This is a genomic window from Collinsella aerofaciens (assembly GCF_039062315.1).
GTDB lineage: Bacteria > Actinomycetota > Coriobacteriia > Coriobacteriales > Coriobacteriaceae > Collinsella > Collinsella aerofaciens_BG.
Genome location: NZ_JBCJBG010000002.1, coordinates 195,161 through 206,746 on the forward strand (window position 1 = coordinate 195,161; position 11,586 = coordinate 206,746).

General features: G+C 62.0%; 11 protein-coding genes. All 11 read left to right on the forward strand.

Going from position 1 to position 11,586, the window contains the following annotated elements:
- The 11 genes from hemW (at position 1) to ABCP74_RS02090 (ending at position 11,445) form a co-directional block, all read left to right on the forward strand.
- Positions 1 to 1,233 (forward strand): radical SAM family heme chaperone HemW, encoded by a 1,233-nt coding sequence (gene hemW, locus ABCP74_RS02040; protein ID WP_343000518.1) that lies wholly within the window; start codon positions 1 to 3, stop codon positions 1,231 to 1,233.
- Positions 1,234 to 1,291: 58 nt separating this feature from the next.
- Positions 1,292 to 2,395 (forward strand): DnaJ domain-containing protein, encoded by a 1,104-nt coding sequence (locus ABCP74_RS02045; protein ID WP_343000517.1) that lies wholly within the window; start codon positions 1,292 to 1,294, stop codon positions 2,393 to 2,395.
- Between the two features lie 81 nt (positions 2,396 to 2,476).
- Positions 2,477 to 3,625, forward strand: a complete 1,149-nt coding sequence (dnaJ, locus tag ABCP74_RS02050; RefSeq protein WP_138374184.1) for a molecular chaperone DnaJ — start codon at positions 2,477 to 2,479, stop codon at positions 3,623 to 3,625.
- Between the two features lie 9 nt (positions 3,626 to 3,634).
- Positions 3,635 to 4,927 carry a MiaB/RimO family radical SAM methylthiotransferase gene (locus ABCP74_RS02055; RefSeq protein WP_343000516.1) on the forward strand — a complete coding sequence of 431 codons (1,293 nt, stop codon included), beginning with the start codon at positions 3,635 to 3,637 and terminating at the stop codon, positions 4,925 to 4,927.
- The gene (locus ABCP74_RS02060) at positions 4,908 to 5,894 is read left to right on the forward strand and encodes a PhoH family protein (protein ID WP_343000515.1); all 987 of its coding nucleotides are present in this window, start codon (positions 4,908 to 4,910) and stop codon (positions 5,892 to 5,894) included. The genes ABCP74_RS02055 and ABCP74_RS02060 overlap by 20 nt, the downstream gene beginning before the upstream one ends.
- Positions 5,891 to 6,400, forward strand: coding sequence for an rRNA maturation RNase YbeY (gene ybeY / locus ABCP74_RS02065; RefSeq protein WP_343000514.1), 510 nt, complete (start codon positions 5,891 to 5,893; stop codon positions 6,398 to 6,400). Before ABCP74_RS02060 ends, ybeY begins: the two co-directional genes overlap by 4 nt.
- Positions 6,401 to 6,409: 9 nt before the next feature.
- A complete protein-coding gene (locus tag ABCP74_RS02070; RefSeq protein ID WP_117639888.1) occupies positions 6,410 to 6,787 on the forward strand; it encodes a diacylglycerol kinase family protein in 378 nt (125 codons plus the stop codon).
- 12 nt (positions 6,788 to 6,799) lie between these two features.
- The gene (era, locus tag ABCP74_RS02075; RefSeq protein ID WP_343000513.1) at positions 6,800 to 7,867 is read left to right on the forward strand and encodes a GTPase Era; all 1,068 of its coding nucleotides are present in this window, start codon (positions 6,800 to 6,802) and stop codon (positions 7,865 to 7,867) included.
- Between the two features lie 15 nt (positions 7,868 to 7,882).
- Positions 7,883 to 8,632 carry a DNA repair protein RecO gene (gene recO, locus ABCP74_RS02080; protein WP_343000512.1) on the forward strand — a complete coding sequence of 250 codons (750 nt, stop codon included), beginning with the start codon at positions 7,883 to 7,885 and terminating at the stop codon, positions 8,630 to 8,632.
- Between the two features lie 138 nt (positions 8,633 to 8,770).
- Entirely contained in the window at positions 8,771 to 9,049 is a 279-nt protein-coding gene (rpsO, locus tag ABCP74_RS02085; protein ID WP_035138510.1) for a 30S ribosomal protein S15, read from the forward strand.
- Between the two features lie 149 nt (positions 9,050 to 9,198).
- Positions 9,199 to 11,445 (forward strand): polyribonucleotide nucleotidyltransferase, encoded by a 2,247-nt coding sequence (locus ABCP74_RS02090; RefSeq protein ID WP_343000511.1) that lies wholly within the window; start codon positions 9,199 to 9,201, stop codon positions 11,443 to 11,445.
- Positions 11,446 to 11,586: the final 141 nt, after the last annotated feature.

Here is an 11,586-nt window from a genome sequence, read left to right on the forward strand (position 1 = left end):
GTGGCCGTTACCGCGCTGTACGTACACGTGCCGTTCTGTGCCCAAAAGTGCCGCTACTGCGACTTCGACTCGCGCAGCTTTGCTTCGTGTGATTTGGATGCCGCGCTCGATTCCTATTTTGAGCAGTTGTACGCGCGCCTCGATGCTTTTGGCAAGGCTGGGGCCCTCGACCAGATTCGCACCGTCTATGTTGGCGGCGGTACGCCGTCGCTGGCGGGGGAGCGCCTGGTGGAGCTGGCGCGGCGTATTCGTGCGTGGTGCGCCCCCGTTGAGTTTACCTGCGAGGCCAATCCCGAATCGCTGACCGCCGAGCTTGCCGCTGCGCTTGCCAAGGTTGGTGTCACACGCGTTTCTCTGGGCGTGCAAACGCTCGATAACGCCGAACTTACCGCCATCGGCCGCATTCACGATGCCGATCGGGCGCTCGCGGCCATCGCGACGTTGAAGGACGCTGGCCTCGATGTGTCGTGCGACCTCATGTGCGGACTTCCCTTGCAGACCGCAGCGAGTTGGAAGCGCACGCTCGATGGCGTGCTGGCGGCGGCTCCGCATCATGTGTCGGTCTACCCGCTCACGCTCGAGGAGGGGACGCCCCTTTATCGCATGGCGTGCCGCGACGAGTCGCTCGAGCCCGACGAGGATTTTCAGGCCGCCTGCATGGACGTGGCACGCGAGCTCCTGGGTGCCGCCGGCTATCACCCGTATGAGGTGGCGAGCTACGCACTCGACGGCCATGAGTGCGCCCATAACATTGCCTACTGGACCGGACGGGGCTACCTGGGCCTGGGTCGTTCTGCCGCGGGCATGCTCGACGCCGAGGATTTCGACCGTCTTACAGGTTTGTTCCCCGGCGTGTCTTCTCGAGGCGATTCGTACCGCGTATGTCTGGTGCAACGTGACGATGACGCGACGGCGTTCGAGGCCGAATATCTGTCGCAGCGTGAGGCTGCGGCTGAAGACCTGATGCTCGCTTGTCGCATGACGCGCGGTATTGCGTCCGACCTGTTGCTTCGTGCAGCTTGCGTCATCCCGGCCGATGAGCTGGCAGCTGCCTGCGATCGCGCGCTCGAATTGGGCCTTGCCACTTGGGTACCCGAGACGCTCGGGGTCCATGAGGGACCCTTCACTTCGGCAGATGTCGTCGCGGGCCATGTTCGAGCTCGTCTGGCGCCGACCCACCTGGGCTGGCTCGATGGAAATGTTCTGTTCGAGCTGTTTTGGGATCTAGCTTAGGCCGCTCGGGTAGAATTACCGGAATATATACGCTGCTGTGAGCAGGAGGTTGCCGCGCATGGCGACGATGAACGAAAAAGATTACTACGAGATTCTGGGTGTCTCCAAGGATGCCACCTCGCGTGATATTCAAAAGGCCTTCCAGCAAAAGGCCCGCAAGCTCCATCCGGACGTCAACAAAGAACCGGATGCCGAGGAAAAGTTTAAAGAGGTTTCCGAGGCCTACGCCGTGCTTTCGGATGAGCAAAAACGTGCGCGCTACGATGCCATGCGTTCTGGCAATCCCTTTGTCGGTGCCCCTACGGCTTCGCCCTATGGTGGCGGCTATGCCGGCAACACGGGCTATGGCAATCCCTTTGAGGGCGGCTTTCCATTTGGCGGTGCCTGGGGCCAGCAGCGTCGTGGGCAGGCTGCCTACAATCCCGAGAACGGCGCCAACGTGGTCGTCGATATCAAGCTCGACGCCAAGGAGGCCAAGGGCGGTGCCCGCAAGACCGTCCGCTATACGCGCTTCGATACCTGTGGTCACTGCGGCGGCTCGGGTTCTGTCTCCTCCGAGCATGCCCATACCTGCCCAAGCTGTGGCGGCCGCGGCCACATCGACGTCGACCTGTCCTTCCTGTTTGGTGCGGGCACGTTCCAGTCGGTCTGCCCCGAGTGCGGCGGTTCCGGTAAGGTCGTGGCCGACCCCTGCCCTGATTGCGGTGGCAGCGGTCGTACTCGCGTAACCTCCGAGCAGACGATTGAGTTTCCTGCCGGCACGCACGATGGCGACGAGGTCCGCATTAGCGGCATGGGTCATGCCGGCACCAACGGTGCCGCGGGCGGCGACCTGGTCGGCCGCGCCCATGTTGAGGCCGAGCGCTTGGAAGGCAAAGCTCGTACCGGTTTTTACCTGATGGGCATCGTGGCGCCGTTTTTGGTACTCTCGGCCATCTCGGGCGTGTTCTCGGCCTTTGCCGTGATGTGCTTTATTCCGTTTGCCATGGGCCTGTTCATGGTGCTTTCGGACGGCGTGCTTCATCGCAGCCTGCTGTGGTGGAAGCGCGGCGCGATGCAGTTTGCCAACGGTTTTGCCAACGGATTTATGTTTGCACTCGTGTCGGTATGGTTTGCAAGCTGCTCTCAGCGTGCCATGCTTTCGCCTTACGGAATGCAATAACATCAAACCCTCTGTTTGCGGTCGGCCCAGCTTGGGTATAGGACGCACTGTGACAAGAATGAAAGTCGGAAGGATTCGGTCGTGTCGGAAAATAGGGATTACTACGAGGTGCTTGGCGTCGACAAGGATGCCGACGCGCGGACGATTAAGCGTGCGTTTCTAAAGAAGGCCCGTACCGTACATCCGGATGTTTCGGACGACCCCGAGGCCGAGGCCAAGTTCAAGGAGCTCAACGAGGCCTATTCCGTTCTTTCCGATGAGCAGAAGCGTGCTAACTACGACCGTTACGGCACTGCCGACGGCCCTGGTGGTTCGGGCTACGTCGATATCAACGATATCTTTGGTGGCATGGGCATGGACGACTTGTTCTCGTCGTTCTTTGGCGGCGGTGCCGGCGGTGGCGCCCGCAGCCGTCGTGAGCGTCGTCGCGGACGTGATATGGCCATCTCGCTTTCGGTGACGCTCGAGGAGGCGGCGCTCGGCTGCAAAAAGACGATCAGCTATGACCGCCTTGCTCCTTGCGAGGACTGCAACGGCACCGGTAGGGCAGAGGGCGCACAGGAAAAGCAGTGCGGCCGCTGCCACGGCACGGGCTATGTCACGACGGTTCAGCGTTCGTTCCTGGGCCAGGTTCAGTCCTCTTCGCCTTGCCCCGACTGCCATGGCGAGGGCACGGTCATCGACCATCCCTGCGAGACCTGCGACGGTCAGGGCCGCACGCCTTCGCACGAAAAGATCGACATCGATATTCCCGCCGGCGTTTCGACCGGTCGCCAGCTGCGTGTGAGCGGGTTTGGCGAGGCCGGCCTTCGCGGCGAGCCTTCGGGCGACCTGATTGTCAACGTGCGCGTTGCCGACCATGAGCGCTTTAAGCGCAACGGTGACGACCTGTACCTGGTGAGCGATATCTCGATTGCGCAGGCTGCGCTCGGCTGCGAGATCGAGGTCGAGGGCATTATGCCCGATGAGGTCGTTAAGGTGACGGTTCCCGCCGGCGCCCAGTACGGTGACACCGTGAGCGTCAATAATTACGGCATGCCGCGCATTGGCGGTGGCGGTTCGCGTGGCCGCCTGATCGTGCAACTGCGCGTGGTCGTTCCCACCAATCTTTCCAATAAGCAGCGCGAGCTGCTTCGCGCCTTTGCCGACGAGATGGGCGATGACGTCGCATCCGGTAAGAAGTCGGTGACCGACCGTATCAAGAGTGCCCTCGACGACATCCTCGATTAAGGAGCCCGTGTGCTCGCACCCCATATTTCCGTCCTCAACCTCGGTTGCCGTGTCAACCGGGTTGAGTCTGACCGTATCACTGCCGATCTTATGCGCCTGGGCTTTGCTATTGTGGAGCCCCAGGATGCCGATCTGATCGTCATTAACACCTGTGCCGTTACGGGCGAGGCCGAGGCCAAGACCCGTAAGGCCGTCCGTCATGCGCTGGCCCATCCTAACGAGCCCTATGTGCTCGTGACCGGATGCGTGGTCAATTTGCATCCCGAGGAGCTGTTGGAGCTTTCGGATCGCGTGATTGCCGAACCGTCCAAGATCGATGTCGCCGAACGTGTCTGCGAGGTGCTGGGCGTTGAGTCCGATAGCGTTCCCGCCTGCAGCGATGGCGAGGTGGTCGATGCGCTCGGTCGCTCTCGCCTGGGTGTGAAGATCCAGGACGGCTGCAACCATCGCTGCACCTATTGCATTGTGTGGAAGGCGCGCGGCCCCGAGCGTTCCGTGCCTGTCGAGTCCGTGCTCGAGCAAGTTCGCGAGGCCCAGGAGGCCGGCGTGCCCGAGGTGGTGCTGACCGGTGTGAACCTGGGTGCCTACGATGGCAAGAGCGCGACCGACGAGCATGTCGAAATCGATGAGCTGCTCGAGGCCATCATGGAGCGCACGTCTATTCCGCATGTGCGTATTTCCTCGGTCGAGCCCATGGATATCTCTGAGCGCCTGCTTAAGGTTATGGCGCGCTATCCGCAGCGTATCGCCCCGTTTTTGCACCTGCCTGTGCAGTCCGGCTGCACGGCGACCCTGCATCGCATGGGCCGTCCCTATAGCGCCGAGGCCTTTGAGGACACGGTGCATATGATTCGCGCCAACTTGCCCCAGGTGTCTCTTTCGTGTGATGTCATCGTCGGTTTTCCTGGTGAGACGGACGAGGAGTTTGAGGAGTCGCTGGCGCTGTGCCGCCGCGTGGGCTTTTCGCGTATGCACGTGTTTCGCTACAGCAGGCGTCCCGGTACCCTTGCTGCCGGCATGCCCGACCAGGTGCCGCCCGAGGTTATGGCCGAGCGCAGTCGTCGTATGCGAGCCGCGGCGCAGGAGCTTGCCATTGCCGACGCTCGACGTCGCGTGGGCACCGTCGAGCGCGCCGTGCTCGAGTATGGCGACAACCTGACGCTCGGTTCGTTCCATCATGCCCGTCTTGACGATACCTGTGGACTCACAGCCCCGTGCCTGCTCGATGTTGCTATCATCGGAGTCGATGATTCCGGCTTGGTCCATGCACGCAGGGAGGTTCATGGAAGCCTCGAAGATTAGACTTACCGTTCCCGAGGGTATCGACCCCTCGCGCGTTTTGGGCGCCGGCGACGGCGTCCTTCGCGCACTCGAGAACTTGGTTCGCGCCCATGTGGTCGCCCGTGGCGATAGCATCGCCGTGAGCGGTGACCCGGACGAGGTCGAACTCGTGGCGCGTTTTTTCGAACATGCCTTTCGTGAGGCTGCTGCCGGGCGCACGCTTTCTGCCGACGATGTCTCGCGCTGTCTGGCCGTTCTGCGCGACGGTGAGCACGAGGCTACGTCGCTTCGCGATGACGTGCTGCTTTCGTATCGCGGTCGTGCCATTCGCCCTAAAACGCTCGGGCAAAAGCGCTATGTGGATGCCATTCGCTCGCATACCATCACCTTTGGCTTGGGTCCTGCCGGTACCGGTAAGACCTATCTGGCCATGGCGCTCGCCGTTGCCGCGCTCAAGCGTCACGAGGTGGGCCGTCTGATCTTGACGCGTCCGGTTGTCGAGGCGGGGGAGAATCTGGGCTTTTTGCCCGGTACCCTTGAGGAAAAGATCGATCCCTACATGCGTCCGCTCTACGACGCCCTTTTTGACATGATGGATCGCGAGCGCACCGATGAGCTTATGGAGCGCGGCGTGATCGAGATCGCCCCGCTTGCCTACATGCGCGGCCGCACGCTGAGCGATGCTTTCGTGGTGCTCGACGAGGCGCAAAATACCACGCCCGAGCAGATGAAGATGTTCCTGACACGCCTGGGCTTCAACTCCAAGTTCGTGATCACCGGCGACCTGAGCCAGCGCGACCTGGTGGGTCGTCGTGGCGGTCTTGCCGACGTTGAGCAGATTTTGGGCCGTGTCGACGATGTCGCATTTTCGCACCTCGAGCGCGCCGACGTGGTGCGCCATGCCTTGGTGGGACGTATCGTCGAGGCATACGACACTTATGATGATGTGCGCGAGAAACGCGTACGTGACCGAAAGGAGTCCCGTTGAGTGTATTGATCAGCAACGATGCCGAGCTCGATACGCTGCTCGACGCGCAGGAGGTGGAGCACATCTGCGAGGTCGTGCTTGCCGCCGAGGGCGTTGAACGTGAAGTCGAGATTTCCCTTTCGTATGTCGACGAGGACGAGATGCACGAGCTCAACCACGAGTGGCGCGGTATCGACCGCACCACCGATGTGCTCTCGTTTGAGTGCGATTCGGCCTTTGACGATGACATTCCCGCCGATGAGACGCTCGAGCTCGGCGATATTATCCTTGCCCCGCAGGTTATTGCCCGTCAGGCCCCCGGTTTTGGCAATAGCCCCGCTGACGAGTGCCGTCTGATGCTCGTTCACGGCATGCTGCACCTACTGGGCTATGACCACATCGAGGACGACGAGGCCGAGATCATGGAGGCCCGCGAGGACGCTATCCTGCGCGATCTGGCGCTCGAGCGCGGCGAGGACCCCAAGCTGGTCCACGTCGGCCCCATCACCAACCACGCCCACGACTAGGAGCCGTCTATGATTCCCGGATCGAACAAGGACCATCCATCCTTCTTAAAGTCCTTCTCCTACGCCATGGAGGGCTTCGTCACCGCCGTCAAGACCGAGCGCAACATTAAGGTCATGCTCGTGGCGGGCGTGTGTACCGTCATCGCCGGCTGTATCGTGGGGCTCGACATTGCCGAGTGGGCCACGATTATCATCTGTTGTGGCCTGGTGATTCACGGCGAGCTGTGCAACACCGCTATGGAGGCTATCGTCGACCTAGCGACTCAGGAGCTCCATCCGCTGGCCAAGCGTGCGAAGGACATCGCCGCCGCCTCTGTATACGTTCTTTCCATCACCGCCGCGATTGTGGGCGTGCTGGTATTTGCCCACGCGCTCGGCTTTATTTAGAAAGGGATTCCCATGTCCGACAATATGCAGCCTACCGATGAGATTTTGGACGACGAGCCCCTGGACGCGGTGGATACCGAGGAGCTCGAGGAAGTCGAGGAGTTCGACCCGTTTGAGGGCATGAGCGATGAGGAGCTCGACGCCCTGTGCGACGAGGACGACGGTCCTATGGGCTTTGGTGACGTGGAACCCGGTTTCCGCAGCGGTTTTGTGGCCCTGGTCGGTCGTCCCAACGCCGGCAAGTCCACGCTGCTCAACGCCTGCTATGGCAAAAAGGTCGCCATCACCTCGCCGGTGGCACAGACGACCCGCCGTCGCATGCGCGCCGTCGTCAACCGTCCCGGCTACCAGCTGGTCTTTGTCGATACCCCGGGTATTCATAAGCCCAAGGACGGCCTGGGGTCCGAGCTCAACAAGAGCGCACTGTTCGAGTTGAACGATGTAGACGTCGTCGCGTTTTTGATTGATGCCACCAAGCCGATCGGCAGGGGAGACGCCTGGGTTGCCGAGCGCGTCAGATGCGCTCGTTGCAAGAAGGTCCTGGTGCTCACTAAGGCCGATGAGGCCGACCCCGCACAGGTCATGGAGCAGCTTAAGGCTGCCCACGAGCTTATGGAATATGACGACGAGATTTTGACGTCGTCGGTCAAGAACTTCAACGTCGATGCCTTTATCGAGACCGTTGCGCACTTTTTGCCCGAGGGTCCGCGTTGGTTCCCCGAGGACATGGGTACCGACGCTTCCGATGAGACGCTCGTTGCCGAGTTTGTGCGCGAGAAGGTCTTGCGCCGCACCCGTGATGAGATCCCGCACTCCGTTGGCGTGATCTGCGATGCGCTCGAGCAGACCAAGAAGGTGCTGCGCGTGCACGCCACCATTTACGTCGAGCGTGAGGGCCAAAAGGGCATCATTATCGGCAAGGGCGGCGAGATGATCAAGCATATCGGCATCGATGCCCGCCGCGATCTTGAGCGCATCTTTGGCACGCAGGTCTTTTTGGAGCTGGACGTGAAGGTCAAGGCCGGCTGGCGCGACGATGAGGCCCAAATCCGCCGCTTTGGCTACAACGCCGAGGACTAAGGACGCGCGGCGCGCATGGCAGGCTCCCGGACATATCGCACCAAGGTGCTCGTCCTCGACAAGACGAAGCTCAAAGAGACCGACCTGATCTTGACGATGCTTGACGAGCGGGGACGGCAGGTTCGTGCCGTGGCAAAGGGCGCCCGCAAACCCGGCGGACGCCTGGCTGCGCGCTGCGAGCTGTTCTGTACAGTCGATATGCTGCTCGCACATGGACGGTCACTCGACGTGGTTTCTCAGGCCGAGCTTATGGAGGCGCCGCTCGGCGCTGCGCCCGATTACGAGACGACCTGCGCCGCAAGCGCGATCGCCGAGGTCGCGCGCGTGTGCTCGTTCGAGGACGCCGAGGACCCGTTTACCTTTGCCATAACGCAGCGAGCGCTTGCCCTGGTGGGCAGCGGGCTTGACACGGCACATATGGACCTACTTGTGGCGGCATATGTCTTTAAGCTGCTATCGCACGTTGGCTATCGTCCCGATTTTTCGGCCTGTGTGCTGTGCGGAGACCCCATGCTGTCGTATTTTTCAGCCCAGGCGGGCGGTCTCATGTGCGGGTCGTGCGCGTCGAGCGTCCCAGGTGCCGAACTGGTGTCGACCGGTGAGACCGCATGGCTGCGCGCCCTCATGTCCATGACCTTCGATACGCTCATGGCCGAGCGAATCGACCCGCATACGGCGGCATTCCTGCTCGGGCTTTCGCATGTTTGGGCTGCGACGCACACCGATCAGCGCCTCCGTGCGATGGAATTCATGTTGGGTCGGTGATGATGCGCAGGCGCAGGCTGCTTGTGGTAACATACCGACCTGTTGGTACCTCGACCTTGGATGCTCGCTCCACCGGCGGCTTCCCAGTCCGAGGCGAATCGAGTCGCCCGTGGGCGACGCAAAACGAAAGGTGAAACAATGACTGTTTCCAAAGAGCGCAAGGCGGAGCTGACTGCCCAGTTCGGTAACACCCCGGTCGACACCGGCAACCCCAAGGTTCAGGTCGCCATCCTGTCCGAGCGCATCAAGGAGCTGACCGAGCACATGAAGTCCCACCAGAAGGACTTCCACACCCGTCGTGGCCTGCTCATGCTCGTCGGCCGTCGTCGTCGTCTTCTCTCCTACATCAAGAAGAACGACATCGTCGAGTACCGTGAGCTCATCAAGGCTCTGGGCATCCGCGACAACATCCAGTAGGATTTGTACATGCTAAGAGCGTCCTGCGCAGCGGGGCGCTCTTTTTGTGTAAGGGCGCGAACAATCACGCTCTGAAGCGTGGCGGGGGCAGGGGGCCCGCGTCACATGAGAAGCCCGCAGGCAAGGGGCCTGTGGGGTAAAGGAGAACAATGACACTCGTATCCAAGACCTTTGAGCTGTACGGCAAGACCTACACCTTTGAGTCGGGCGAGCTTGCCAAGCAGGCCACCGGCGCCTGCCTGGTCAAGCAGGGCGATACCACGATGCTCGACACCGTGGTCGTCTCCAAGGAGCGCAAGAACTACGACTTCTTCCCGCTGACCGTCGACTTCAACGAGAAGATGTACGCAGCCGGCCGCATCCCGGGTGGCTACCTCAAGCGTGAGGGCCGTCCCAGCGAGAAGGCCACGCTCACCGCGCGCATGATCGACCGTCCGATTCGCCCGAGCTTCCCGGACGGCTTCCGCAACGAGGTACACATCGTCGCTACCTCGCTTGTCGCCGACCAGGTCAACCCCTTCGACGTCATCAACGTCATGGGTGCATCCCTGGCCATGACGCTTGGCGGCGTGCCCTTCGAGGGTCCGCTTGCCTGCGTGCGCATCGGCCGTAACGTGGAGACCGGCGAGTTTATCGTCAACCCCTCCTACGAGGAGCGCGAGAACTCCGATCTGGACCTGGAGCTGGGCGGATCCGCCGACTTCATCTCGATGGTCGAGGCCGGCGCCGAGGAGATCTCCGAGGACGACATGCTCGCCGCCATGAAGTTTGGCCAGGAGGCCCTTGCTGCCTTCTGTCAGGCTCAGGATGAGTTCGTCGCCGAGTGGGAGCAGGTCAACGGCCCCATCGTCAAGAAGGAGTACCCGCTCGACCAGCCCGTCGAGGAGGTCCAGGAGCGCATCTTCGCCCACTACGACGAGATGGCAGCCGCCCTTCGTGACGCCGACAAGCTCTCCCGTATCGGTAAGGTCGAGGCTCTGAAGGAGTCCATCCGCGCCGAGTTCACCGAGGAGGAGCAGGCCGCTTGGGAGCGCGAGATCCCCGTGGCGCTCAAGAAGCTCGAGAAGAAGGCCATGCGCACCATGGTCGTCGAGACCGGTGAGCGCGTCGACGGCCGTGCCGCTGACGAGATCCGTCCCATCATGGTGAAGGACAACTACCTGCCGCTCGTTCACGGCTCCGGCTTGTTCCAGCGCGGCCAGACCCAGGTGCTCTCGGTTCTTTCGCTCGGCATGCTCAACGAGGGCCAGCGTTTGGATACTATCGAGCCCACCGAGGGCAAGCGCTATATGCACCACTACAACTTCCCGCCGTTCTGCACCGGTGAGACCGGCCGTATGGGCAGCCCCAAGCGCCGCGAGATCGGCCATGGCAACCTGGCCGAGCGCGCTCTGCTTCCGGTGCTCCCCGACGAGAACGAGTTCCCCTACGCCATCCGCGTCGTCTCCGAGGTCATGGAGTCCAACGGTTCCTCTTCGATGGCTTCGACCTGCGGCTCCACGCTCGCCCTTATGGACGGCGGCGTGCCCATTAAGCGTCCGGTCTCCGGTATCGCCATGGGCCTGATCCAGGAGGAGGGCAAGACTGTGGTCCTGTCCGACATCCAGGGTCTCGAGGACTTCCTGGGCGACATGGACTTTAAGGTCACCGGCACCACCGAGGGCATCACCGCTCTGCAGATGGACAACAAGGCCACCGGCCTCACCTTCGACATCCTGGCCCGCGCCCTGCAGCAGGCCAAGGAGGGTCGCGCTTTCATCCTGCAGAAGATGCTCGATGTGATCCCCGAGCCGCGCCACACCACGCGCAGCACCGCTCCGCGCATCGTCTCCATCCAGGTTCCGACCGACAAGATTCGCGACGTCATCGGTTCCGGCGGTAAGGTCATCCGCGGTATCCAGGATGAGACCGGCGCTTCGGTCGACATCCAGGAGGACGGCACCGTCTTTGTCGGCGGCACCGGCGAGTCCGTGGACCAGGCTGTCGAGCGCATCAAGCTCATCATTAAGGTTCCCGAGCCGGGCGAGGAGTACACCGGTCGCGTGGTCTCCATTCAGCCCTTCGGTGCCTTCGTCAACCTACTGCCCGGTAAGGACGGCCTGCTGCACATCTCCCGCGTTGCCAAGGGCCGCGTGGAGAAGGTCGAGGATGTCCTCAATGTGGGCGACGAGGTCAAGGTCGTCGTCATCGAGGTCGACGATCGCGGCAAGATTTCGCTCGATCGTCTGGACAAGCCCGAGGCCCCTGCTCGTGCCGAGGGTGCCTCCGAGGGCGACGGCGAGCACTTCCAGCGCCGTGAGCGTCCGCGTCGCGAGCGCTCCGAGCGCAGCGACCGCCCGCGCCGTCCCGGCGACAACGGAGGCCGCAAGCCCCGCCGTCACCACGACGCCGAGTAACAGCTAAACATAAGCAGCTCAACAAGGGCGACCCCGTACGGGGTCGCCCTTTTGCTTGCGCCCGGGAGGGCCGCATATGAAGTTTCCTGCTCTACAGTCCTGCGCAAGACGGAAAGCACATTAAGTGCTTTCCTTTGCGTG

Excerpts from the sequence above, each read along its gene's own strand:
- ABCP74_RS02045 (WP_343000517.1), top strand. The coding sequence starts at position 1,292 with ATGGCGACGATGAACGAAAAAGATTACTACGAGATTCTGGGTGTCTCC.
- era (WP_343000513.1), top strand. The coding sequence starts at position 6,800 with ATGTCCGACAATATGCAGCCTACCGATGAGATTTTGGACGACGAGCCC.
- ABCP74_RS02090 (WP_343000511.1), top strand. The coding sequence starts at position 9,199 with ATGACACTCGTATCCAAGACCTTTGAGCTGTACGGCAAGACCTACACC.
- ABCP74_RS02060 (WP_343000515.1), top strand. The coding sequence starts at position 4,908 with ATGGAAGCCTCGAAGATTAGACTTACCGTTCCCGAGGGTATCGACCCC.
- recO (WP_343000512.1), top strand. The coding sequence starts at position 7,883 with ATGGCAGGCTCCCGGACATATCGCACCAAGGTGCTCGTCCTCGACAAG.
- rpsO (WP_035138510.1), top strand. The coding sequence starts at position 8,771 with ATGACTGTTTCCAAAGAGCGCAAGGCGGAGCTGACTGCCCAGTTCGGT.
- ABCP74_RS02070 (WP_117639888.1), top strand. The coding sequence starts at position 6,410 with ATGATTCCCGGATCGAACAAGGACCATCCATCCTTCTTAAAGTCCTTC.